This is a genomic window from Amycolatopsis sp. NPDC043887, assembly GCF_056435665.1.
Map to the genome: position 1 here is coordinate 1 of NZ_JBWKEB010000026.1, position 22379 is coordinate 22379.

A 22379-nucleotide genomic window follows, 5' to 3' on the forward strand; every position below is an offset into this window, starting at 1 on the left:
TCGGTGATCTTGTCCGCGTACATGTGCACCTCGCCCGACACGTTCCGGGCCGCGCGACCGATCGTCTGGATCAGCGACGTGCCACTGCGGAGGAAACCCTCCTTTGCCCGCGTCGAGGATCGCGACCAGCGACACCTCGGGCAGGTTTTCGTCCCCTCATGGTGCGGCTTGGTTCAGCGGCCCCATTTCGTCAGGGCGTGGGCGTCAGTGTCACCGGCGAGACGGACCCGGCACACACCCTTTCGCCAAGGCGCAAAGGGTGTTGTTGTCCTGCCGCATCAGCACCTCGCGATCATGCGCGCGTGGCGAAGGCACGCAGGGAACCGCGAGCGCTTCCCGCGAGTCCCAGTTGAGAACTGGACGTACAACGACTACAAGGGGATGAATGAAGACCCTACTCAAGAAGGCGACGATCACTGCCGCGGCGAGCGTGCTGATGCTCGGCCTCACCACGGTGGGCACCGCCTCCGCTGAGGCCGCGGCCATCACCTGCGACACGAAGTCCAGCGGCAAGGACGGCCCCTTCTACCACGGGGAATCGGCCTCCTACGCCTACGACAACCGGTTCAGCAAGAGTCACCCTGTGCCCGCGCTGGCGACCAACATCCCCCAGGGCACGGCGACCTGGTCGAACTGGGACGGGTCGAACGACCTGATCCTGGTCACCTCGTACGAGTCGGGCCACCGCAGCGCGATCATCATCGGGATCGACGCCAAGACCGGCAAGCAGGTCGGCCAGGCACTGCTCGCTTACTCGCACGTCGGCGGGATCGCCGTATTCGAGAAGCAGGGTTGGGCATTCGTGTCGGGCAAGGGCGACACGATTCGCAAGTACTCGCTGGCGAAGCTGAAGAACGCGATCAAGAAGTCGCTGCCCATTGAGCAGGAAGGCAAGGCGCAGACCGTCTACGCCGCCTCATTCCTTACCAGCCACGGCCCGAGCAACACCCTGTGGGCGGGCAAGTTCGAAGACTCCAAGCGCGGACTGATGCACTCGTACACCGTCGGCGCCGACGGCAAGCTGGGCTACCGGCCGGGGTCGTGGGAGGTGCCGACGAAGACGCAGGGCCTCATCGTCACCAAGGACCTGTTCATCTACAGCACTTCGCACGGCAGGAACAACCGCAGCAACCTCTACGTGGTCCGGCGCGGCGCCGGCGACAAAGACCTGGACACGGCCAAGAAGCACTGCTTCCGCGCGCCGAGCATGTCCGAGGGGCTGACGGTCTACGGCAGCAACGTCTACCTGGCGTTCGAGTCCGGCGCGCACTACTACAGCAAGGCCGCGGACAAGCCGAGGAACATCATCTCGAACCTGCACAAGGCCCAGCTGTCGTCTTTGGAGGCACTCGCGCCCCGGTGAAGCGCCGGCAAGCGGGCGAGGACGGTCAGGTCACCGTCCTCGCCCGCTGCCGAAGCGCAGGAGCGTCAGCGGTGTCCGTGGATGGTGCGGTGGATCCAGCCCTTGTAGGCGGGCACGCTGGTGTAGAGGCCGGGTCCGTTGGCGCAGGGCACGTCGTTGTCACCAGGTCCCGAGGTGACGCCGATCAGCTCCCACCGGCCCCACTTCCCGCGCTGGATCTGCGGGCCACCGGAGTCCCCCATGCACGCCATCGCACCGGGCTTGCGGCTGATCGTGCAGAGCCGGGTCGAGTCCGCGTAGCCGGGCGAGCATTCCGACACCGCTCCCCGGCGAGTGTCGAGCTGCTGGAGTCGTTCGGGGAATACCACTTTGGTGATGTCGGCGGTGTCGACCGTGGTGCCGAAGCCCATCAAGCGGGTCGGTGTGCCGGGGCGGCCGGGGCGGCCGGCGATGTGGATGGGCCGTTCGGAGACGGGCCGGTCCAGGCGCACGAGCGCGATGTCGTTCCTGTTCGGCTGGCCCGGCTGGTAGCCGGGGTGGCGCACCATGCGGTCGATCGTGCGGACGGTGCCGCCGGAGGTCCGTCGCTCGCTGCCGATGCGCACCGTCCCCTCCGGCTGAGCCGGGTTGTTCCCCGGGTCGACACAGTGCGCCGCGGTCACCACCCATTGCGGGTGGATCAGCACGGCCCCGCAGACACCTTTGGCGTTGTTCAGCTCGGGCACGACCTCCGGGATCGACGCCATGAACTCGTAGCGCTCGGTGGAGTCCTTCCCGTTCACCACGGCATCGGCACTGCCGGGTAGGGCGATCGCGCAGAAAGCTCCCACCAGCGCGACACTGGCGGCACGAATCAGGTGGCTGCGCACGGAACCCGCTCTCGTCATACGTTTCCTTCGTTCGGATGCTCGGATCGATCGCGTCCAGCATCGCGGTCCATCTCGTCCTGGGCCATCGGGTCAGCCCGCTGACTTGTCGTGGTGACTGCTGGACACCGCGTGGTAGGGCTCGCCCTACTCACCATTGGTTTCGGCCGGGCCGGGATCGGTTATCCGAGAGCGTGATCCGTGAGGAAGGAGGTCCGTCATGCCAGGACGGGAAGACCTGCCCAGCACGCTCTTGCGTTCGCCGCGCGAGGCCCAGGACACCTGGGTGGCCGCGCATGATTCGGCGCTCGAAACCTACGGGCCCGGCCGCCGCGCCAGCCAGACCGCGTTCGCCGCCGTGAAGCACTCCTTCGAAAAAGTCGGTGACCATTGGGAGCCGAAGGAGCGCCGCGGGCCGTCCGATGAGCAGGCCGCGGGCGGTGCCGGGCAGCGTACGAAGAGCACCCACGGAGGCGTCGACGCGCGAGCCGGAAAGGAACACCTGTATCAGCGGGCCCGCGAGCTCGGGACTCACGGGCGTTCCCGCATGTCGAAGAGCGAACTGGTCAAGGCGCTCGAGAAAGCCAGCCGCCGCGAGACCGCTCGCGCCCGGCAGAGCCGGTAACGACCGGCACCGAGGTCGTCATGGGGAGAGGCCGGCTCGTCGTAGGAGCCGGCCTCCTTCCCTTGTGAAGACTCACTCCCGGCCGAGCACGATCGTGGGCTCAAGCTCTAGGGCTGTTTCCTCCAGGGCATCGTTCTCGCCGCGTGGTTCCGGCACGGCCACCCGTTCGGCCGATGACTGGGGATCTTCGTATGCGTGTGTCATGGTTCTCAACTCCGTTGGTGTCGCATCCGGCTGGTGGAGGCCGACACGAGGCGATTACCCGGTGATCCGGAGATCAATCATCCGGCGGGTCACCACCGCACGCTGAATTCGGCCGCTGCCCCACTGCCGGTTTTCACCAACCGAGCGATCCGGCTCCGCCGTTCCGGCGAAGGATCCTCATGCGGAAGCAAGCTCGCGTCGGTGATGTAGTTCCACGAAGCCCACCACGAACCATCGGGCGCCTGGAACGCGTTGAACGCACCAGGACCCCGCTTGTTGCCCGGCAGGTTCTTCTTGCGGTACTTGTCCGGCAGACCGGGCCGGAATCGCGGCTCACCGTCCGGGTCCGGCTGATAGGAGAAATACGCCCGTTGCTCGGCCATCGGGGTGCACCGGTTGTCGGTCAGCGCGGTTCCGCAGTAGGCGACACCGGTCGCATAGCGGTTCGCGTACCAGTTGTTCCCCGAGTAGAAGAGGTACCAGTCACCGTCGATGCGGACGGCGTTGGGATTCTCGATCGTGAGGACGTCGTCGGACGGACTGTTGTGGTGCGTCCACTCGAGATTCGCGTTGTCGATGAGCTTCTTCGCGTCGGCTTCGGCTATCCGCCGCACGTGGCGAGGCCGGTCGAAGTCCAGTTTCGCCGCCCCCAGAGCGGTGACGCGGTCCTGCGTCCACGCGCCGTTGCGCAAGGTCAGCCAGACCTCGCCTTGTCCCCTGCTCACGTCGGCGTCGATCGCCCACCCGCGATCCGGGCAGAACAGCGGATCGGCGTTGGCGGCGAAGCCTCCCGTGGCCCGCAACGAGGTTGCGTAGCCGACGCAGTGTTTCGCCTGGCCGGCGGGCTCGGGTCCGGGAAGCGCCGCGCTGTAGAAGACGTAGTAGACGACGCGGCCGTCCTCCTGATGCGCGAACAATGCCGGTGTCCATAGTGGAGAGTCGGGTCTCGCCCAGTAGCCCGCGGGGAATGTGACACCGTCCCAGGCGTCGCCGTCGACAGCGCCTCGGCGCTGGAACGATCCGCCGCTGAACTCGACTTTCGTGTACGGCAGCTTTTTGCCGGGGATGCTCGCACCGACGGCGACATAGGTGTTCGTCTCCGGCACCCGCATCAGATCCGCCGCCGGGAACCGGAAGTCCAGCGACTCGTCGCGCGGCCCGGTTTCGGCTGTCGCGGACGGCACGGCCGTCAGCAGGCTGACGCCGCATACGAGGGCGATCAGGGCGCGTCGCGTCATCGGGTCACCGTCACCCGAACGCGCACCGGACGGTGGTCACTTCCGTAGCCGCCGAGGGCGTCCACCGCGGACCCGGTCGAGTCCTTCTTCGCCCACACGTGGTCGATGGACCTGGTGCCATGGCTCGGAGCGCTGTAGGAATCGGCCACTCGCCGCAGCCCCGCCATCAGGTCCGAACCCGGTTCGGCATTGAAGTCACCCATGACGACGGGCTCGGCCCCACGCGAGGAGAACCAGTCCGCGGTGGTGCGGACCTGCAGATTGTGCAGTTCACGATTGAGGGCGAACCGCTGCGCGGACGGGGTCAGGTGCACGACGCCCACGACCCACTCGAAGCCCGCGCCTCCCACCCGTACCCAGTTGACGTACTTCGGTGGCACCCAGCAGCCACAGTCGCCGGGCTCCGCGGGGCCGGTACCGGGTGTGGACGGATCCACTTTGGACGCGGGTGAGATCTCGTGCGCGCCGTGGCCGGTGACGGTCATATTGCCGCGCACGAGGATGGCGTTGTGCTTGATCGCGCGGCGGTCCGACTCGTAGATGGCGACGTATCCCGTCGCGGCCGCGGCCTCCTTCACCACCGCCTCGCGGTCGGCGACCTCCTGCAGCCCGATGACGGCGGGGCGTTCGGTCTCGATCAGACGGACGAGGTCGGCCTTGAGACCGCCCGCGTCACCCACGTTGTAGGTGACGACCTTGATCGTGCGTTCGGTCGCCGCCTCGGCGCCGGGCACCGCGACGAGCGTGGCGAACGGCGCCAGCAGTGCCAGCGCGAGAGTCTTGCGCCTCGAATGCTTCATGGGATTCCCTCCAGTGTCGATGACGGAGGGAATCGGACCATCGGCGGCCCGCCACGGGCAACGCCCCGCGCGATCCCGTCATCTTCCGGAAAGAATTGGCTGCGGCCTACTCCTGCGAAGGGTTCTCCCAGACGAAGGTGACCTTGTTGCCGGCCGGATCCGCGATCTCCGTCAGCTTGACGAAGCCGAAGTCCTGGATCGGGCCGCACCCCACGCCGCGCCCCGCGAGGTCGCCGACGGTCTCGTCGATGTCCTCGACGACGAGGACCACGGTGCTCCTGCCCGCGGCTTCCGGGTCGTGGGCGACCTGGAGCCCGGCGTTCCCGGTGATCTGCCATTCCGCGACGCCTTCCATGGGTTCGGTGTCGGGCCGCCGCCCGATCCACTGCTCGTACCAGGCGACGGCGGCGGCATGGTCGGAAACCGGCAGGACCGCGTAGACATCCTTGAACCTCGGCAAGGCGACGTCCTTCCACTCGGGATCGCCGACCACTGTAGGCCGGTTCGTCCGAGTTCGCCCCGGCTTTACAAGGTCACCTTTACCCTGCACCGCGTGACCGGCAGACGGACTGTGAGGATGACCGCGCGGCTTTTCGCCGTGCTGGCCGTGCTCACCGCTGTCGCCCTCTTGCAGGGTTCCTTGTGCAGTGACGGAGCGGCGGCGGCCGGCTCGCCCTGTGCTCCCCTGTTCGCCGCCGAAGCCACCCACCCCACGACCCCGGCCGACGAATGCGAGCCGGCCGCGTCCCTGCTGAGCCCGGCGGAACGGCCCCTTCCGGACAACCACCTCGACGACGTCGCGAGGATCGGCATGGCACTGCTGGCCGCGCTCGTCCTGCTCGTCCGGCATCATCGCCCCGGTGGGACGGGAGTACCGCCGTCCTCCCCGGCAAGGCGTTCGACGACCACTCCACCGCTCGTCCAGCTCTGCGTTTCCCGTACCTGATCCGGCAAAGCCCATGCCGCTTTCAGTCGCCGGAACCGAACCAAGGACACAACAGAATGACCAAGAACACCAAGGTTTCCCTGACGGTCGTGGCCGTCGTCGTCGCGGTCGTGGCCGCGTTGCTCGTCGTCACCAATCTGGGTGAGGGCGCCCCGAGCGGGCAGGCGGACACACCCCCGGCGGTACCCGCGTCGATCCTCGTCCGGCCGGACAGCCATCGGCTCTCCGACCCGCCGGGCAGCAAGGTGACCGTCGTGGAGTTCCTCGACCTCGAATGCGAGGCGTGCGGCGCCGCGTTTCCCGGCGTCGAACGCCTCCGAGCCGAGTACGGCGACCGTGTCACCTTCGTGATGCGCTACTTCCCCATCCCGAGCCATCAGAACGCCGAACTCGCCGCGCGGGCCGTGGAGGCGGCGGGCGGACAGGGCAAGCTCGAACCGATGTACCGCCTGATGTTCGAGAAGCAGCCGGAGTGGGGCGACCAGCAGGTCTCCCACCGCGAGACCTTCCTCGGGTTCGCCCGCGAACTGGGTCTCGACCTGCAGGCCTTCGAAACCGCGCTCGACGACCCGGTCACCCTCGGCCGGGTGCTCGCCGACCGCACCGACGGCGCGAACATCGGCGTCGAGGGCACGCCGACGTTCTTCGTCAACGGCGTCAAGTTCTCGGGTTCACCGTCCTATCAGGGCCTCAAGGCCGTCATCGACCGGGAACTGGCGAAATGACGCCGTTCGCCGTCCGGGTGACACCGTGGGTGCTGCTGGTCGGCGGCGCGATCGGGCTGCTGGCGTCGTTCGTGCTCACCGTCGAGAAGATCGCGCTGCTCAAGGACTTCTCCTACATCCCGACCTGCAGTGTCAACCCGGTGCTCAGCTGCGGGTCGATCATGAAGACGCCGCAGGCCGAGCTGTTCGGGTTCCCCAATCCGTTGCTGGGATCGCCGGGTTCGGCGTGGTCGTGACGACCGGGGTCGCGTTGCTCGGCGGAGCAAAGCTCCCTCGCTGGTACTGGCTGGGCCTGCGAGCCGGCGCGGCCCTCGGTGTCGTCTTCGTGCACTGGCTGATGCTGCAGAGCCTGTACGTCATCGGCGCGCTGTGCCCGTACTGCATGGTCGTCTGGGCGGTCACCATCGCCGTCTTCTGGTACACGACCCTGCACAACCTCCACAAAGGACCGGAGGTGAAGGCGGCGATCCGGTACCACAGTGTGGTCCTCGTGGTCTGGTACGCCGCCATCACCGTCGCGGTCCTGCAGGCCTTCTGGAGTTACTGGACGACGCTCGTCTGAAGGCGGCTCCGGTCGAGACCACGCAATCCCCAGGCACAGAGCGCGCCGATCACCGTCAGGGCCAGCCACGGGAATTCCGGGCAGCCTGCCCGGCGCGCGAGGTCGAAGACAGTCCCGGTGAAGAGGTTGCCGAGGAGGATGCCCACGCCGACGACCATGTTGTAGAAGCCGTAGTGCGTGGCGACCAGCCGGTCGCCACGCACTACGGTGTCCATTTCGAACGGGAAGCCCAGCTCGCCGCCAACGACGCGACCTTGGCGCTGGACCCGCCGGGCACGGACCGGAGACCGTGCGTTCGGCGCTGCTGTCGATCCACGCGGCCGGCGGCGGTGACACCGCGCTCCGGTTGCGCTGGCTGTCCCGGCACGCGAGCGGTCCGGCGCGCTTCCCGGAACGGGTGCGAGCCGTCGCGGGCGGAGCGCTGGCGTTGTTCGCCGCGCCCGTGCTCACCGCCGGCCTGATGTTCACGGCGGGCCTCGTTTCCTGCTGCTGAAAGAAACGCGTTCGTCACCGATGCGGGCGAACGGGTTCAGCGCGGACACCATCAGGTGATCTGCGATTTCCTGCCTGGGAAGCCCCTTTCCCGAACGGGCGTATGAACGTCGCTGAGCGTCGTTCGCCGGTCAGCGGATCGGGGACGGCAAATCGTGCAATCCCCACTCACACGAGTGAGGAGCCGCCATTCCGCTGAGCCGGAAAGGCGAATTCCCAGCGCTACTCAAATGGCGGCATTCGGCCGGTGTCCCCCTGTCGTAACGTCGATCAAGGAACGCTTCTCCCGCAACGAATTCCGTGAACCCATGGAGGTTTTCGTGATCCGACGTCCTCTGCGCACCCTGACCGTCCTGATCGGCGCGGCGGCAGCCGTCACCGCCTTCGCGGCACCGGCTTCCGCCGCGACATCGGTGCTGAACGAAGCGGCGGGCACGGCCACGGTGGCCGCCGCCCAGCAGGATCTCGGCACCTCGCTCGGCGCCGCGTTCGCCGGGTCCTGGCTGGACGCCACGACCGGTGAACTGATCGTCGGTACCACCGACGCGAGCCGGTCTTCCCGAATCCGCGCCGCAGGCGCGATCCCGAAGGTACTGCGGCACAGCGCCGCCGAACTGCGGCAGATCCAGTCCACATTGGACAACAGAACCGCGGGCCTGCCCCGCTCGGTCGCCGGCTGGTACGTCGACGTGCCGTCGAACGACGTCGTGGTCAGTGTGGTGGGCGGCGATCCCGCCGGACTGGCGTGGGCCACCTCCGCCGGGGTCCCGGTCCGGGTGGAACACGTGAAGAGCGCGCCGCGGCCGTTGTGGAGCGTGGTCGGCGGGCAAGGCCTGTACTTCAGCGGCGGTGCCTGTTCGGTCGGGTTCACCGCCTACGACGACGACGATCATTACGTGATCACCGCGGGCCACTGCACCGAACTCGGCGGCACCGTGCGCGGCGCCGGGGGCACGATCGGCAAGGTCGCGAGGTCTTCCTTCCCCGGCAACGACTACGGGACGGTCAAGGTGACACACTCCGATGTCTCGACCCCGCCGCGGGTCGACCGGTACGAGGACGGGTCCGACGTGCGGATCGAGGGCGCCGACGTGGTCGGCGTCGGCGGCCGGGTCTGCCGGTCCGGGATCACCACCCACTGGCACTGCGGGCGGGTCGAAGCGCTGGACCAGACGGTGAACTACGGCAACGGGAACATCGTGCGGGGCCTCACCCAGACCGACGCCTGCGCCGAACCGGGCGACTCCGGTGGCTCGTTCGTCAGCCGCCCCTCGTCGGGCTCCGGCACGAAACTCGTGCAGGCACAGGGCATGACCTCGGGCGGTTCCGGTGACTGCGCCGAGGGCGGCACCACGTTCTTCCAGCCCGTCAAGGAGGTGCTCGACCGCTACGACCTGACGCTCGAAAAGACTGATCTCCCGTGGCGAGGGGCGGCCGTCCCTTGATCAGGACGGCGAGTTCACCCGCCTCGACGACCAGGGTCTCGATCTCGGCCCAGCGGCGGCGGACTCGCTCGTGATCGGGCACCAACGTGCCGGAAACCATGCCCAGGAACAGGTTAGCGTCCGTTCCGACCTCCGCCAGCCGCAGGAAGGGACGGCGGTCTTCTTCGGTTCCCGCCCCGTGCTCCGCGGCCCACTCACGGGCTCGCATCCCGGCGTCGTGGCAGGCGTCGACGAGGAGGGTCCGGATCTCCTCCGGCCGGTTCCCCGGGCTCGCGGGCGGTTTCCCCATCAGCGGGAAGATGTTCCAGGCCACCGACAGCAGGCAGTCGGCCACTTCGTCCATCGACTCCACGTCCACCGGGCGAGTGTTCCGGCCCGTGCGTCCTGCCAGGCGCAATGACGCGCACGACGGGCAGGGTCGACCCGATCGGGTGGAACTCACCGGCCGGGCCTGGCCGGAGGGGTTGCGAAAGTGGCTTTCGCAACCCAGCCCCCTCCAAAACCCAAGGCCCGTTGCGCGTGAAGGCCCCTCTTCCCTCGGCTGAGCCGAGGGAAGAGGGCCTTCACGGACCGGGCCTGACATCGACCGCGGCCGGAATCCACGGAAGCACCTAAGACTCCTTACCGCTCACGAGGCTCGGTTCGGCCGGCTCGTCGAGTTCGCGCACGTCGGTCATCCGCAGGCCGGCGATCAGCCCGGACAGTCCCTGGTGACCTTCGGGCCGGAAGGCGAGGATTCCGCTGGCGAAGAACAACAGGTTCGCCAGCGGCTCGAACCCGCCGTTGGCCACCGACGCCAAGGTGAGCAGCGTGAAATAGCCGCCGGAGCCGGCCAGGAACCGCACGACCATCCGCCACAGCGCGGGCTTCCCGCCGTCCGGGCCGGCGGGGCGCAGCAACACGACCCGCTGGCCGAAGCTGGCACCGTTGCCCACGACCGGGATGACGAACAGCAGGAGCAGCGCGGGCAGGAAGGTGCCGATCAGCGCGGTGACCACGGTGTTCGGTTCACCCACGAGCAGGGTCGTCACGATTCCGACCGTGGTGCCGAGCAGGACGACCGACACGACGTCGACGGCCATCCCGAGGAGGCGGCGGCGCGCGGTGACCGGCCGCGGCGTTCCCGGCGGCGCGGACGGCTCGTTGCCCGGCAGCAGCCGCAACAGCGGGGCGAGGCCGAAGCCGACGGCGGCACCGAGGGTGTTGGTCAGCAGGTCGTCGACGTCGGCCAGCCGGTACGGGCACTCGAACAGGAACCAGACCCCGGTCAGCTGGGTGCACTCGATGAACAACGAGACCGCGAAGCCGATCGCGACGGTGGCCGCGAAGCCGCGCCGGAAGAGGTGCCGTACGAACATCCCCAGCGGCACGAACAAGGCGACATTGAACACCGCCTGCTGGACGGCGGGATTGCGCAGGAACGCCCGCAGGCCGGCCCCGGTCTGTTCGCGACGGATGTCGGCGACGAACTGGAACGGGCGCAGTTGCAGGTGACTGGACGCGTGCTCGGCACACCACGCCGCCGTCGTCTCCGGGATGGGGAGCAACGTGTACGTCCACAGGGACATGGCGTAGACCAGGAACCCGAACACCAGCAGGACCCGCCAGAGCCCGAGCTCCCCGCGGCGCCGGTAACTCACGGCGATGTACGGGACGGCCAGGAGGCCCGCGAGCACGAAACCCGCGAACACCGCGATGACCGCGGAGATGGTCGGATCAGTCACTCGCGGAAGCTAACAACGCGCGCCCCGGCGCACCCGTCACACCACCTGGCCGGGTGACGGAGTCGGCCGGGGCGAGGGTGCGCTGATGCGCGAGCGCGGCGATGGCGAAGGTCAGATGGACGACGACCCAGTTGCGGTCTTCGCGATGGACCCGCTGCAGCAGGTCGAGAGAAGCGTCGCCCGGCGTACGTCCCTGACGGCAGGCGTCGATGAACGCCTGGGTCAGTTCGTCGACGTTCCTCCGGAACTCCGCGAAGGTGTCGGAGGGCTGGGCGTTGGCGCAGAAATCCACGGTCACGTCACAGAGCGTTCCATAGCGCGACACAAAGTTACGAATTGGCGCAGCCCGAATCACTCACGCGAGGTAGGCCTCGCGCGAATCTGTGCTCTGCGTCACGCCGAAGCGAGCCCGGCGGGCATCCGGCGTTCCCGTTCGGCCGCCTTCGCCCGGCGGGTGACCGGGAAGCGCTGATCGAGTTCGACCAGCAGCGGGGTCGCCGCCATCAGTGCCAGAAGGGCGAGCCCGGCGTATGCGCCCAGAGTCGCGATGATCGTCATTTCGGCCTCCTCGGTCCCCGTGCCGCCTGTTCCGGCGGCCTGGAACCAGGATCGCCTCCCCGCCGGGGGCGGCGGATCGGTCATCCGGCGGAGACGCCTCGACCGGTCGGCCTTTTCGGCACTGTCCGATCGGCCGATCCCGGGCGACGGTGCAGCAGGTCGAACCGCGACCACATGGCCTCGGCCGCCTCGATGGACTCGCCGGTGCGGACGGGATCGACGGCGGCGAGTTGCGCGACGATCGCCTGCACCAGGCTCATCCCCGCGGTCAGCGACGGGAAGAAGGTCACGCCCTCGGCGGGCACCATCAGCACCTGTTCGACCGCGGCCGCCAGCGCGGGACTGGCCGCGTCGGTGATGGCGAAGGCACGCGCTCCCCTGGCCTTGGCCTCGTTCGCGGCGAGCACCGTGCTCTCGTACAGCCGCCAGAAGCTGATCGCGATGAGGACGTCTTCGGAAGTCAGTTTCGCCGTGGCGTTGGCGAGTTCGGCGTCGCCCGCCGTGATCGCGTGGACGTCGTATCCGGCGAGCCGGGCGTTGTGCGCGAACGCGATCCCGACCGCGGCGTAGCTGCCGTCGGCGATCACGACCGTGCGGCGCGCCCCGGCGACGGCCTCCGCGACGTTGCGGATCTCGTCCTCGGCGACGCGCCGGTTGAGCAGAGCGAGGCTGTCGAGGTCGCGGCGCAGCGACGCCGAACCCGGCGAGTCGACGTCCCGGTGTTCCTCGGCCACCTGCGGCGCGCTCAGCGACGACATGTACCGCGCCCGCAACTCCTGTTGCAGTGCCGGCCAGCCGGCGAAACCCAGCGCCTGCGCCGTACGGGTGACGGTGGCGACGTTGACCCCGGCGAGCTGGGCGAGCTCGGCCGTCGAGCCGAACGACGCCCGGCGCGGTTGCGAGACCAGCACTTCGAGCACGGCGGCCGCCTTCGGCCGCAGGCCGCGCTCCGGTGCGCGGTCCCGAAGCCACGCCTCGAAACCGTCGTCGGTTCCCGTCCCTGTCACGCGCACCCTCCCTCGACGGCGTCACGGTAACGCATCGTGCCCGGCGAACCATTTGCAACAACCATTGCAGTTTTGCCGAAACGCAGTATACGTTGTCCGCACTCCTCGTCGCCCGAACCACGGAAGGCGTTCCCCATGACGCTTCTGGCACGACTGGACCGGCTCCCGCTCAGCCGTCCCCATTACAAACTCCTGCTCATCGGCGGGCTCGGTTACACCTTCGACGGAATGGACTCCGCCGTCGTCGCCTTCCTCCTTCCGAGCGCGAAAGCCGCCTGGGGCCTCGACAACGGCCAGCTCGGGTTGATCGGTTCGGCGACGCCGTTCGGCTTCCTCTTCGGCGCGATCGCCGCCGGGCTGCTGGGCGACCGCATCGGCCGCAAGAAGGTCATGATGTACGCGCTGGCCTTCTACGCGGTGTTCTCGGTGGTCGCCGCCTTCTCCCCCAACTACGAGGTCTTCCTGGGCGCTCGGGTGCTGGCCGGGGCAGGCGCGGGAGCCGAAAGCGCCATCATCGCGCCGTTCCTGTCGGAGTTCGTCCCCGCCAAACGCCGCGGCTGGTTCGTCGGCGCGCTGGCCGGGTTCTTCTCGTTCGGGTTCGTCGCCGCCGCGCTGATCGGGCGGTTCGTCGTCCCGACGGTGCCGGAGGGCTGGCGGGTCGCGCAGCTGATCACCGCGCTGCCGATCGTCATGCTGCTGTGGTGGCGCCGTTCGCTGCCGGAATCACCGAGGTTCCTGGTCGCGAACGGGCGTCATGCCGAGGCCGAGAAGATCGTCTCGAAGCTGGAGCGGGACGTCGAAAAGGCGACGGGGCAAGCACTTCCCGCCGTCGCGGAGGCCGAGGCCCAGCCCGCGACGGAGACCCCCAAGGTCAATCTCCTCAGCGCGCTGAAGTTCTTGTGGAGCCCGGCGATGGCGCGCCGCACCGCGGTGATCTGGACCGTGTGGTTCGTGATCACGTTCTCCTACTACGGCTTCTTCTCCTGGATCCCGACACTGCTCGTCGAGCGCGGCATCACGGTGACCAAGAGCTTCGAGTTCTCGATCATCATCTACCTGGCGCAGATCCCCGGATACTTCTCCGCCGCGTGGCTGTCGGAACGGCTCGACCGCAAGCACACCATCGCGTTGTACCTCGCGGGCTCCGCGGTGAGCGCGTTCTGGCTGAGCCAGATGGACGCGCCGTGGTCGATCACCCTCGCCGGGGCGGTGCTGTCGTTCTTCCTCAACGGCACCTACGCCGGCGTCTACTCCTACACCCCCGAGGTGTTCCCGACCTGGATCCGCGCCAGCGGGACCGGGCTGTCCAGCGCGTTCGGCCGGGTGGGCAGCATCCTCGCCCCGACGATCATCGGCCTGTCCGCGGCGAGCCTCGGCTTCGCCGGCGTCTTCGGCCTCACCACCGCCGTCCTGGCGGCCGGGGTGGTGTGCGTGGTCGTGTTCGGCCTGTCCACCGCCGGCCGTTCCCTGGAAGAACTGACCGAACACGGCGCGCCCGTGAAGACCGCCAAGGAGATGACCAAGTGACCGTGTCACTGTCCACTGTGGAGGACAAGACCCGAGCCACGATCGGCGTACGGCTGTTCACCGTACTGGCGTGGGTGCCCGAACGGCGGGCACTGCGACGGGTGCACAGCAGCCACCCCGTCGAGTACCCGATCGGCGGCGAGAAGACCGTCGAGGTAGCGGCCGGGTGGCTGGATCGGTGCATCACGGGACAGGAGCCCTACTTCGGATCGGACAGCGCGGCGGTGCGAGAGATCTTCGCCGACCACGAACTCATCGACCGGCTCGGCTGCGGCGCGGTGATCAACGTGCCGGTGGTGGACGGCGGCCGCACGCTCGGCGTCCTCAACCTCCTCGACGCAGAAGGCAGCTACGACGACGATTCCGTCGCGGCGGCCCGTTCACTGGCACCGTTGGCGGTCCCGGCCCTGCGCGAACTCCTGGAGGAGAACCGATGAACGGATCGCTGCTGCTGCGCGACGCCCGCCTGCTCGACCCGGTCAAGGGCGAGTACACCGAGGGAGACCTCCGGTGCGCCGACGGCCGGATCGTCGAGATCGGTGACGGGCTCACCGCGGACGACGCGCGGACCGAGGACCTGCGCGGTGCGTTCGTGCTGCCCGGACTGATCGACGCCCACGTGCACGTCACCGCGTCGACCGCGGATCTGGGGTCGCTGCCCGCGTCGTCACCGTCGTACGTGGCCGCGCACAGTGCCCGCACCATGAGCCGCATGCTGGACCGGGGCTTCACGACGGTCCGTGACGCCTCCGGCGCCGACTACGGCCTCGCCGACGCGCAGGCCGAGGGCCTGTTCCGCGGCCCGCGCCTGCTGTTCTGCGGACGCGCGCTGAGCCAGACCGGCGGGCACGGCGACAGCCGGACGCGCGGCGCCAACGCCAGCGACGATCACCCGTGCTGCGCCGGCCTCGGCCGGGTCGCCGACGGGGTCGACGCGGTCCGCGCCGCGGCGCGCGACGAGCTGCGCAAGGGTGCGCACCACATCAAGGTGATGGCCTCCGGCGGTGTCGCCTCCCCCACCGACCGGATCGACTCGACGCAGTACTCCGCCGAGGAGCTGCGCGCCATCGTCGAAGAGGCGGAGGCGGCCAACCGTTACGTCGCCGCGCACGCCTATACCGCCCGCGCGGTGAACCGCGCGCTGGAACTGGGCGTGCGGTCGATCGAGCACGGCAACCTGATCGACGACCTCAGTGTCGAACTGTTCCTCCGGCACGACGCGTATCTCGTGCCCACCCTGGTCACCTACTGGGCGCTGAAGGAGGAAGGGCGCGAGCACGGGCTGCCGGAATCCAGCTGGCGCAAGGTCGACGAGGTGCTCGGCGCGGGCATGGCCGCCCTCGAGCGGGCGGCCAGGGGCGGCGTGAAACTCGTGTACGGCAGCGACCTCCTCGGCGGGATGCACCGGCACCAGAACCACGAGTTCCGGCTGCGCGGCGAGGTCCAGTCCGCGCTGGAGGTGGTCCGCTCCGCGACATCGACGGCGGCCGACCTGCTGAACCTGACCGGCGAGATCGGCACGCTGGCTCCAGGCGCGCACGCGGACCTGCTCGTCGTCGACCGGGATCCGCTGGAGGACATCGGCGTCCTGGCCGAGCCGGAGAAATTCCGGCACGTCGTGCAGGGCGGGACCGTCGTCTCCCCCTGACTCGTGAGTGGAGTGGCCGGTTCCCTTTGAGGGGTAAGGCGAGGTGGCGGGTTGCGAAAGCCGGCCCAGGCGGTAGTGAAGGCCTCCTTACCTACTCTGAAGGTAGGGAAGGAGGCCTTCGCTACCCCCGGCGCCCACTCACGAGTCACGAGAAGCGCTGCGGGACGTCCCACGGGTTGTCGTCCCGCAGCGGTTCCGGCAGGAGGTGCGACGGCCAGTCCTGATAGGACACCGGCCGGAGGAAGCGTTCCACCGCCGCCGTCCCGACGGACGTCGAGGCCGGTGACGTCGTCGCCGGGAACGGTCCGCCGTGCTGCATCGCCGAGGTCACCGCGACCCCGGTCGGCCAGCCGCCCCACAGGATCCGCCCGCTGCGGTCGGCCAGTACCGGGCGCAGTGCCTCGACGTCGGGGGCCTCTTCGGGGAGGGCGTGCACGGTCGTCGTGAGCTGACCGGGCAGAGCCGCCAGCACCGGCTGGACGTCGGAAAGTCGCGAGTATCGCACCACCACGCCCAGCGGGCCGAAGCACTCTTCAGCCGCTTCCGGTACGAAGTCCTCCAGCGCGACTTCGAGCAGTTGGGCGCCTGGTCCCCAGACGACCTCACGCATCCCTGGGATCGCGGCCAGCCGTGCCGCGCCGGTATGGAAACCCGACGCGATGCGGTCGTTCAGGAACGGCGCGGCCGGGACCTCGCGCAACCGTTCGGCGACGAGATCCCCGAACGGGCTTTCCGACGGCACGAACACCAGACCGGGATTCGTGCAGAACTGGCCGTTGCCCAGCATCAGCGAACCGGCGTAGCCCGCCGCCAGTTCCTCCGCCCGCGAGCGTGCCGCGCCGGGCAGGACGATCACCGGGTTGACGCTGCCGAGTTCGCCGTGGAACGGGATCGGGACCGGCCGCTCGGCCGCGATCCGCGCCAGCGCGAGCCCACCCGACACCGACCCGGTGAACGCGGCGGCCGCGATCGCCGGATGACGCAGTGCCTCCACGCCCGCGGCTTCTCCTTCGACAAGGCCCAGGAGCGCACCCCGGCGGCCGAGGGCTTCCACGACGACCGAAGCCGTCCTGCGGGACAACTCCGGATGGCCGGGGTGGCCCTTGACCACCACCGGGCATCCGGCCACCCACGCCGACGCGGTGTCCCCGCCCGCCACGCTGAACGCGAACGGGAAGTTGCTCGCGGCGAACACCAGGACCGGACCGACAGCGGTGCGATACCGGCGCAGCTCCGGCCGGGGTCCTGGCGGCCACGACGGGTCGGCTCGGTCGATCCGGACGTCGTAGTATGAGCCGCTTTCGGCCGCGAGCAGTCGCAGCTGGAACGTCGTGCGGGCCAGCTCGCCGGTCAGCCGTTTCGTCCCCAGCCGGGTCTCGGCGTCGGCTATCTCGATCAAGGACGGACCGGCCTCGTCCAGGGCGTCGGCCACGCCGGTGAGCACCGCCGTGCGCGTCTTCGGGTCGGTCGCGGCCCATTCAGCGGCGATCTCCGCCGCCCTCTCGATCTGCTTCATGCTTCCTTCCTCTCCGGGTTCTCCACCGAGTTCCGGAATCCGAACACGGCGTACACCACCAGCCCGAGCACCATCCAGGCCGAGGTCAGCGCGTCCAGGTTCACGATCAGCGGCACGGACGGGACCCACGGAGTGCGCAACGACCGCGGCAGATCCGGCCTGGTGCGCCGCAGCACCACCACCGCGATCGACACGACAAAGCCACTTTCGCGACACGGGGGCCGCAGCTACGGCTTCCGAACCGTCTCGATGTCGCCAGGGACCACGCCGCCGGGTGGTGAAGGGCCCCTTCGCTACTCTCAGGGTAGGCAAGGAGGCCTTCACGGACCGGCGCGCGCCGCCAACCTCAGAGGACGAAGCCCGCGGGGAACGGGTCGTCCGGGTCGAGCAGATAGGTGGCGTTGCCGGTGATCCAGGCACGTCCGGAGAACTCCGGCACCACGGCGGGAACGCCGCCGACGGTGGTCTCGGCGACGAGTTCCCCGGTGAAGCTGGTGCCGATGAACGAGCTGTTCTCGAACGGCGTGTGCAGCGGCAGTTCGCCGCGAGCGTGAAGCTGGGCCATCCGCGCCGAAGTGCCGGTGCCGCAAGGCGACCGGTCGAACCAGCCCGGGTGGATCGCCATCGCGTTCCGCGAAGCGCGAGCATCCGACCCCGGCGCGAGGAACTGGACGTGCTTGCAGCCGCCGATCAGCGGATCGGCGGGATGCTTCGGCGGACGCTGGTCATTGATCGCCGCCATGATGTCCAGCCCGGCGGCGAGGATCCGGTCCTTCGCCGCCCGGTCGAACGGGATGTCCACTTGGGACAGTTCGAGGATGGCATAGAAGTTGCCGCCGTAGGCGAGGTCGTAACGCACCTCGCCGAGGCCGGGCACTTCGACCACGGCGTCTCGCTCGGCGAGGAAGGACGCGATGTTGCGGAGCTTGACGCGGACCGCGCGGCCGTCCCGGACTTCGACCTCGGCGTGCACGAGCCCGGCCGGGGTGTCCAGTCGTACCACGGTCTTCGGTTCGCTCACCTCGACCATGCCGGTCTCCACCAGCACGGTCGCCACGCCGATCGTGCCGTGCCCGCACATCGGCAGGCAGCCGGACACCTCGATGTACACCACGCCCCAGTCTGCGTCCGGCCTGGCGGGCGGCTGCAGGATCGCGCCGCTCATCGCCGAGTGACCGCGCGGCTCGTTCATCAGGAACTGCCGCAGGTGGTCCAGGTGCTCCATGAAGTACCGGCGGCGTTCGGCCATCGTATCGCCGGGGATGACGCCGACCCCACCGGTCACCACCCGGGTCGGCATGCCCTCGGTATGCGAGTCGACGGCGGTGATCGACCGGATCGACCGCACCTACTCCACCCCCAGCGAGGCGAGCGCGCGGCGCATGTCGGCGGTGACCTGCTCGCGGTGTTCCTCGGTCAGCGGCCCCCGCGGCGGACGGCACGGCCCGCCGTAGCGGCCGACGAGGTCCATTCCGAGTTTGATGGCCTGGACGAACTCGGTGCGCGAGTCCCAGCGGAAGGCGGCCACCAGCGGCTCGTAAAGCGCCCTGGCCTCTTCGAGTTTTCCGGACCGCGCCAGGTCGAACAGGCGCACCGACTCGGCGGGGAACACGTTGGGGAACCCGGCGAACCAGCCTGTCGCGCCCATCAGCAGGCTTTCCAGCACGACGTCGTCGGCGCCGCTGATCACGTCCAGTCCCGGTGCCCGCTCGCGGATCTCCAGCACCCGCCGGACGTCGCCGGAGAACTCCTTGACCGCGACCACGTTGTCGATCCGCGCGATCTCGGCGAGCAGGGCGGGCATGAGGTCGACCTTGGTGTCGATGGGGTTGTTGTAGACCATCACCGGCAGCCCGACCGACGCCACCGCTTCGAAATGCGCGAGCACCTCGCCGCGGTTCGCGCGGTACATCGTGGGCGGCAGGCACAGCAGGCCGTCGGCACCGTCCTCGGCGGCGACCTCGGCCCAGTACTTGGCCTGGTGCGCTCCGGGGCCGTGCACGCCGACGACGACGATCCCGTCCTCACCGACGGTTTCGATCGCGGTGCGGGCGACGCGACGGCGTTCCTCGTCGGTCAGCGACGAGTATTCACCGAGCGAGCCGTTCGGGCCGACGCCCCGGCAGCCGTTGTCGACCAGCCACCGGCAGTGCGCGGCGTAGGCGTCGTAGTCCACGGCCAGCCCGGCGGGGGCCGACGCGTCCGCCCGGTACGGGAGGGCGGTCGCGACGACGACGCCGCCGAGGTCGGGGGTGCTCATTCAGGTTCTCCTTCGGTTCGGGCGGCGAGTTCGCCCAGCCGGATCGGCTGGACGATCGGGCGGTGGTGCCGTTCGGTGCCACCGCGGAGTTCGGACACGGTCGGACCACAGATGCGGCCCTGGCATGGGCCGAGGCCGGCCCGGGTGCCGAGTTTCAGTGCGTGCGGGCCGGAGCAGACCGTGTCTTCGGCCGCGCGCGTCAGTTCGCCGTACGTCGTTTCCTCACAGCGGCAGACGATCGTGTCTTCGCGCAGCCAGCTTCGCCAGGCCGCACCGATCGGGTGGGCCGTGGCGAGGCGTTCGGCGAACGCGAGGGCCCGGTCGCGGGCGCGGATCAGCTCCGGCGACGGCTCGCCCCCGGCTGCGACGCACCCGGCCACCGCTCCCTCGGCCGCGGCGGTGACCGCGCCGCCGATCCCGGTGATCTCTCCCGCGGCGAAGACACCGTCCACTGTGGTCCGTTGCGCGGCGTCGACCCGCACGAACCCGTCAACCAGGGCACAGCCGGCGGCGACGGCCAGTTCCGGCTGCGGGACGAAGCCGTGGCCGACGCAGACCGCGTCGACCTCGTAGATCCGCTCGGTGCCGGGGACGATCGACCAGTCGGCGCGGACCCGCGCGGTCACGACCTCGCGGACGCGGTCCACTCCGCGAGCCTCGATCACGGCCCGCCCCAGCCGGTACGGGACCCGGTGCCGGGCCAGCGTCGCGGCGTATCGAGCCAACTCGCCGGCCTTCCCGGCGTGGGCGGCCAGGCGCCACGGACGGGACGACCATCCTTTCCGGACGGTCGAGAACGGGTTCGCCTCCAGCACCGCGACCACCTCGGCCCCGACGCCCAGCAACGCTTCCGCGACCGGCAGCAGGAACGGCCCGGCCCCGGCGACGAGGACCCGCTCGCCGATCGCGACCCGCTCCCCCTTCGCCAACGCCTGTGCCGCGCCCGCGGTGTACACGCCGGGCAGTTCCCAGCCGGGGAACGGCAGGGTGCGGTCGTGCGCGCCGGTCGCCAGGATCAGCGCGTCCGGGACGAGGGTCAGCCGCCGCCGTCCACCTCCGTCGGACTGTCCCCGCAGGATGTGCACCGACTTCTCCGCACGGTCGAACGCCCAGACGGTGGAGCCTGGCCACCAGTGACATCGCGGATGCGCGAGTACCCTGCGGCGCCGGCCGAATTCCGCCCGCCCGTGCTGGACCCGCTCCGGGTACCGCGCCGCGTACGCCTCGGGGAGCATCCGGTGGTACTGGCCGCCGGGAGTGTCCGCCTGGTCCAGCACCGTGACCTGGGCACCGGCCCGCAGCGCGTGCTCGGCCGCCGCGAGCCCGGCGGGCCCGGCGCCGACGATCACCACGTTCACGCGTTCTCCTCCCGGGACTGGGTGCGGATTTCGTCCCCGTCGGCCGCCGGGCGGCGGCACGCGCGGACGTCGGGCACGTCGTTCACCGTGAGCAGGCAGTCGAAACACGCGCCGATACCGCAGAACACACCGCGCGGAGCCCCGGAACGCGTTCTCCGCCAGGAGGTCCATCCCGCGGCGAGCAGCATCCCCGCCACGCTCTGGCCCGCGATCCCGGTCACGGGTTCGCCGTCGACGGTGATCCGGATCGGCCGATCGGTCCGGCCCACCGGGTCGCGGTCGCGCGGCAGGAGCCACCCGCTCATGCCGCCACCACGGCCGGACGGTCCACAGTGAACTCCTCGACCGGCATCGCCGGCTCCGCTCCGGTGAGCAGTTCGCGCAGCAACCGCGCGGTGCCGACGCTCAGCCCGATCCCGGCGCCCTCGTGCCCGGTGGCGTGCCAGAGATTCCCCAGCCGCGGATCCTCGCCGAGCACCGGGAGGTGATCATCGACGTAGGGCCGGAATCCGCCGTACGCGCGCATGATCGCGACGTCGGCGAGCGCCGGGAACAGGCGCAGTGCCTTGACCGCGATGGCGCTCAGCACGTCCGGGCGGATCGCGTCGTCGAAATCCACCCGGCGGCGTGACGAGCCGATCAGCACGGTGCCGCCCCAGGTCGACTCGACGACGGCGGAGGTCTGCAACTCACTCGAATCGGCACCGACCGCGCCGACGTAATCGGCGTCGTAGACCTTGTGCCGGACGACGCCGGGCATCGGAGTGGTCACCAGTACCTCGCCCCGGCGAGGGCGGACCGTGATCGCGGCGCCGAGACGCGCCGACACCTGACCGGCCCAGGGGCCCGCGGCGTTCACGACGACGTCCGCCTCGACGACCTCACCGGGCACGCGCACGCCGGTGATCCGTCCGTTGTGGACGGTCGCGCCGACGACCTCGGTGTCGGAGCGCAGCCGCGCGCCGTGGCGCAGCGCGGAGCCCAGCAGGGCCAGCGCCGCTCCAGCGGGCTGGACTTGCGCGTCCTCCGGGTAGTGGAACGCCGCGGCCACCTCACGGGTCAGAGCGGGCTCCGCTTCGGCGAGTTCCTTGGGGGACAACGGTTCCGCGCGAACGCCGGCCTGCGACGCGGCGAAGGCGGTGAGAGCGTGGGCTCCGTCGTCCGTGGTGGCGACGACGATGCCGCCCTTGGGGTCGTATTCGATCGCCGAAGCTGCGCGCACGTCCTCGTCGGCGATCTCGGCGACCACCTGGGGCCACAACGCGGTCGAAAGCTTCGCGAGTTCGAGTTCCGCGCCGGGCCCCTTGTCGGAGACGAGGATGTTGCCCTCGCCGTGCGAAGTGGTTCCCCCGGCGGGACGGCCGCGATCCACGACCACGACGTCGAAGCCCGCCCGGCTCAGCTCACGGGCGCACGCGGCGCCGACGATGCCCGCGCCGAGAACGACCACGCGCGTTCGGTTCATCGACCCTCCAGTGTTCGGTAAAGCGAACGATCGGAGAGTAGGTTCCGCCC

General features: G+C 69.6%; 26 protein-coding genes and 2 pseudogenes. 10 read left to right on the forward strand and 18 right to left on the reverse strand.

Annotated elements, in window-relative coordinates:
* Positions 1–147 (reverse strand): annotated as a pseudogene (locus AC069H_RS39920) (helicase-related protein); the annotation flags it as partial.
* A gap of 238 nt (positions 148–385) precedes the next feature.
* Here AC069H_RS39920 and AC069H_RS39925 point away from each other — a divergent pair.
* Complete coding sequence (locus tag AC069H_RS39925) at positions 386–1363, forward strand: hypothetical protein (RefSeq protein ID WP_478230302.1); 978 nt, start codon at positions 386–388, stop codon at positions 1361–1363.
* A gap of 65 nt (positions 1364–1428) precedes the next feature.
* On the opposite strand, the gene AC069H_RS39930 is transcribed toward AC069H_RS39925, so the two are convergent.
* Positions 1429–2250, reverse strand: coding sequence for a S1 family peptidase (locus AC069H_RS39930; protein WP_478235774.1), 822 nt, complete (start codon positions 2248–2250; stop codon positions 1429–1431).
* Positions 2251–2449: 199 nt separating this feature from the next.
* Here AC069H_RS39930 and AC069H_RS39935 point away from each other — a divergent pair, with 199 nt between their 5' ends.
* A complete protein-coding gene (locus tag AC069H_RS39935) occupies positions 2450–2854 on the forward strand; it encodes a ChaB family protein (RefSeq protein WP_478235775.1) in 405 nt (134 codons plus the stop codon).
* Between the two features lie 293 nt (positions 2855–3147).
* On the opposite strand, the gene AC069H_RS39940 is transcribed toward AC069H_RS39935, so the two are convergent.
* From AC069H_RS39940 to AC069H_RS39950, 3 genes are all read right to left on the reverse strand, one after another.
* On the reverse strand, positions 3148–4296 hold the full coding sequence (locus tag AC069H_RS39940) for a family 43 glycosylhydrolase (protein WP_478235776.1): 1149 nt from the start codon (positions 4294–4296) through the stop codon (positions 3148–3150).
* Positions 4293–5096, reverse strand: coding sequence for an endonuclease/exonuclease/phosphatase family protein (locus tag AC069H_RS39945; RefSeq protein ID WP_478235777.1), 804 nt, complete (start codon positions 5094–5096; stop codon positions 4293–4295). The genes AC069H_RS39940 and AC069H_RS39945 overlap by 4 nt, the downstream gene beginning before the upstream one ends.
* A 106-nt stretch (positions 5097–5202) precedes the next feature.
* Positions 5203–5556 (reverse strand): VOC family protein, encoded by a 354-nt coding sequence (locus AC069H_RS39950; RefSeq protein WP_478235778.1) that lies wholly within the window; start codon positions 5554–5556, stop codon positions 5203–5205.
* A gap of 93 nt (positions 5557–5649) precedes the next feature.
* Between AC069H_RS39950 and AC069H_RS39955 the strand changes: the two genes are divergently transcribed.
* The 3 genes and pseudogenes from AC069H_RS39955 (at position 5650) to AC069H_RS39965 (ending at position 7329) form a co-directional block, all read left to right on the forward strand.
* A complete protein-coding gene (locus AC069H_RS39955; RefSeq protein WP_478235779.1) occupies positions 5650–6042 on the forward strand; it encodes a hypothetical protein in 393 nt (130 codons plus the stop codon).
* 56 nt (positions 6043–6098) lie between these two features.
* Complete coding sequence (locus AC069H_RS39960) at positions 6099–6767, forward strand: DsbA family protein (protein ID WP_478235780.1); 669 nt, start codon at positions 6099–6101, stop codon at positions 6765–6767.
* A pseudogene (locus AC069H_RS39965) lies at positions 6764–7329 on the forward strand (vitamin K epoxide reductase family protein). Before AC069H_RS39960 ends, AC069H_RS39965 begins: the two are co-directional and overlap by 4 nt.
* Here AC069H_RS39965 and AC069H_RS39970 read toward each other — a convergent pair.
* Positions 7308–7544: a hypothetical protein gene (locus AC069H_RS39970; protein WP_478235781.1), complete on the reverse strand. Its 237-nt coding sequence runs from the start codon at positions 7542–7544 to the stop codon at positions 7308–7310. The pseudogene AC069H_RS39965 and the gene AC069H_RS39970 overlap by 22 nt on opposite strands.
* 74 nt (positions 7545–7618) lie before the next feature.
* On the opposite strand from AC069H_RS39970, the gene AC069H_RS39975 reads away from it, so the two are divergent.
* Positions 7619–7822: a hypothetical protein gene (locus tag AC069H_RS39975; protein WP_478235782.1), complete on the forward strand. Its 204-nt coding sequence runs from the start codon at positions 7619–7621 to the stop codon at positions 7820–7822.
* 319 nt (positions 7823–8141) lie between these two features.
* Complete coding sequence (locus AC069H_RS39980; RefSeq protein ID WP_478235783.1) at positions 8142–9266, forward strand: S1 family peptidase; 1125 nt, start codon at positions 8142–8144, stop codon at positions 9264–9266.
* Here AC069H_RS39980 and AC069H_RS39985 read toward each other — a convergent pair.
* The 5 genes from AC069H_RS39985 to AC069H_RS40005 form a co-directional block, all read right to left on the reverse strand.
* On the reverse strand, positions 9190–9624 hold the full coding sequence (locus AC069H_RS39985; RefSeq protein ID WP_478235784.1) for a hypothetical protein: 435 nt from the start codon (positions 9622–9624) through the stop codon (positions 9190–9192). The genes AC069H_RS39980 and AC069H_RS39985 overlap by 77 nt on opposite strands.
* Before the next feature lie 253 nt (positions 9625–9877).
* Positions 9878–10990 (reverse strand): VanZ family protein, encoded by a 1113-nt coding sequence (locus AC069H_RS39990; RefSeq protein WP_478235785.1) that lies wholly within the window; start codon positions 10988–10990, stop codon positions 9878–9880.
* Positions 10983–11288, reverse strand: a complete 306-nt coding sequence (locus AC069H_RS39995; protein WP_478235786.1) for a hypothetical protein — start codon at positions 11286–11288, stop codon at positions 10983–10985. Before AC069H_RS39995 ends, AC069H_RS39990 begins: the two co-directional genes overlap by 8 nt.
* A gap of 95 nt (positions 11289–11383) precedes the next feature.
* On the reverse strand, positions 11384–11548 hold the full coding sequence (locus AC069H_RS40000; protein ID WP_240598862.1) for a hypothetical protein: 165 nt from the start codon (positions 11546–11548) through the stop codon (positions 11384–11386).
* 80 nt (positions 11549–11628) lie between these two features.
* Complete coding sequence (locus tag AC069H_RS40005; protein ID WP_340682234.1) at positions 11629–12555, reverse strand: MurR/RpiR family transcriptional regulator; 927 nt, start codon at positions 12553–12555, stop codon at positions 11629–11631.
* 135 nt (positions 12556–12690) lie between these two features.
* Between AC069H_RS40005 and AC069H_RS40010 the strand changes: the two genes are divergently transcribed.
* Genes AC069H_RS40010 through AC069H_RS40020 form a run of 3 tightly spaced genes read left to right on the forward strand, consistent with a single transcriptional unit; the run spans position 12691 to position 15730 of the window.
* Positions 12691–14082 carry an MFS transporter gene (locus tag AC069H_RS40010; RefSeq protein WP_478230317.1) on the forward strand — a complete coding sequence of 464 codons (1392 nt, stop codon included), beginning with the start codon at positions 12691–12693 and terminating at the stop codon, positions 14080–14082.
* Positions 14079–14519, forward strand: a complete 441-nt coding sequence (locus AC069H_RS40015; RefSeq protein WP_478235787.1) for a GAF domain-containing protein — start codon at positions 14079–14081, stop codon at positions 14517–14519. Before AC069H_RS40010 ends, AC069H_RS40015 begins: the two co-directional genes overlap by 4 nt.
* Entirely contained in the window at positions 14516–15730 is a 1215-nt protein-coding gene (locus AC069H_RS40020) for a metal-dependent hydrolase family protein (RefSeq protein WP_478230319.1), read from the forward strand. The genes AC069H_RS40015 and AC069H_RS40020 overlap by 4 nt, the downstream gene beginning before the upstream one ends.
* Before the next feature lie 145 nt (positions 15731–15875).
* Here the strand turns inward: AC069H_RS40020 and AC069H_RS40025 are convergent, their stop codons facing one another.
* The 7 genes from AC069H_RS40025 to AC069H_RS40055 form a co-directional block, all read right to left on the reverse strand.
* Positions 15876–17246: an aldehyde dehydrogenase (NADP(+)) gene (locus tag AC069H_RS40025; RefSeq protein ID WP_478235788.1), complete on the reverse strand. Its 1371-nt coding sequence runs from the start codon at positions 17244–17246 to the stop codon at positions 15876–15878.
* Positions 17243–17440: a hypothetical protein gene (locus tag AC069H_RS40030; protein WP_478235789.1), complete on the reverse strand. Its 198-nt coding sequence runs from the start codon at positions 17438–17440 to the stop codon at positions 17243–17245. Before AC069H_RS40030 ends, AC069H_RS40025 begins: the two co-directional genes overlap by 4 nt.
* A 152-nt stretch (positions 17441–17592) precedes the next feature.
* Positions 17593–18594 carry a proline racemase family protein gene (locus AC069H_RS40035; protein ID WP_478235790.1) on the reverse strand — a complete coding sequence of 334 codons (1002 nt, stop codon included), beginning with the start codon at positions 18592–18594 and terminating at the stop codon, positions 17593–17595.
* Positions 18595–19506, reverse strand: coding sequence for a dihydrodipicolinate synthase family protein (locus AC069H_RS40040; protein WP_478235791.1), 912 nt, complete (start codon positions 19504–19506; stop codon positions 18595–18597).
* On the reverse strand, positions 19503–20864 hold the full coding sequence (locus AC069H_RS40045; protein WP_478235792.1) for an FAD/NAD(P)-dependent oxidoreductase: 1362 nt from the start codon (positions 20862–20864) through the stop codon (positions 19503–19505). Before AC069H_RS40045 ends, AC069H_RS40040 begins: the two co-directional genes overlap by 4 nt.
* Entirely contained in the window at positions 20861–21169 is a 309-nt protein-coding gene (locus AC069H_RS40050) for a (2Fe-2S)-binding protein (protein ID WP_478230325.1), read from the reverse strand. Before AC069H_RS40050 ends, AC069H_RS40045 begins: the two co-directional genes overlap by 4 nt.
* Positions 21166–22329 (reverse strand): NAD(P)/FAD-dependent oxidoreductase, encoded by a 1164-nt coding sequence (locus tag AC069H_RS40055; protein WP_478235793.1) that lies wholly within the window; start codon positions 22327–22329, stop codon positions 21166–21168. Before AC069H_RS40055 ends, AC069H_RS40050 begins: the two co-directional genes overlap by 4 nt.
* Positions 22330–22379 lie beyond the last annotated feature (50 nt).

Excerpts from the sequence above, each read along its gene's own strand:
- AC069H_RS39960 (WP_478235780.1), top strand. The coding sequence starts at position 6,099 with ATGACCAAGAACACCAAGGTTTCCCTGACGGTCGTGGCCGTCGTCGTC.
- AC069H_RS39930 (WP_478235774.1), bottom strand. The coding sequence starts at position 2,250 with ATGACGAGAGCGGGTTCCGTGCGCAGCCACCTGATTCGTGCCGCCAGT.
- AC069H_RS39940 (WP_478235776.1), bottom strand. The coding sequence starts at position 4,296 with ATGACGCGACGCGCCCTGATCGCCCTCGTATGCGGCGTCAGCCTGCTG.
- AC069H_RS39935 (WP_478235775.1), top strand. The coding sequence starts at position 2,450 with ATGCCAGGACGGGAAGACCTGCCCAGCACGCTCTTGCGTTCGCCGCGC.
- AC069H_RS40020 (WP_478230319.1), top strand. The coding sequence starts at position 14,516 with ATGAACGGATCGCTGCTGCTGCGCGACGCCCGCCTGCTCGACCCGGTC.
- AC069H_RS40000 (WP_240598862.1), bottom strand. The coding sequence starts at position 11,548 with ATGACGATCATCGCGACTCTGGGCGCATACGCCGGGCTCGCCCTTCTG.
- AC069H_RS39925 (WP_478230302.1), top strand. The coding sequence starts at position 386 with ATGAAGACCCTACTCAAGAAGGCGACGATCACTGCCGCGGCGAGCGTG.
- AC069H_RS39945 (WP_478235777.1), bottom strand. The coding sequence starts at position 5,096 with ATGAAGCATTCGAGGCGCAAGACTCTCGCGCTGGCACTGCTGGCGCCG.
- AC069H_RS40050 (WP_478230325.1), bottom strand. The coding sequence starts at position 21,169 with ATGAGCGGGTGGCTCCTGCCGCGCGACCGCGACCCGGTGGGCCGGACC.
- AC069H_RS40040 (WP_478235791.1), bottom strand. The coding sequence starts at position 19,506 with ATGAGCACCCCCGACCTCGGCGGCGTCGTCGTCGCGACCGCCCTCCCG.
- AC069H_RS40055 (WP_478235793.1), bottom strand. The coding sequence starts at position 22,329 with ATGAACCGAACGCGCGTGGTCGTTCTCGGCGCGGGCATCGTCGGCGCC.
- AC069H_RS39970 (WP_478235781.1), bottom strand. The coding sequence starts at position 7,544 with ATGGACACCGTAGTGCGTGGCGACCGGCTGGTCGCCACGCACTACGGC.
- AC069H_RS40025 (WP_478235788.1), bottom strand. The coding sequence starts at position 17,246 with ATGAAGCAGATCGAGAGGGCGGCGGAGATCGCCGCTGAATGGGCCGCG.
- AC069H_RS40010 (WP_478230317.1), top strand. The coding sequence starts at position 12,691 with ATGACGCTTCTGGCACGACTGGACCGGCTCCCGCTCAGCCGTCCCCAT.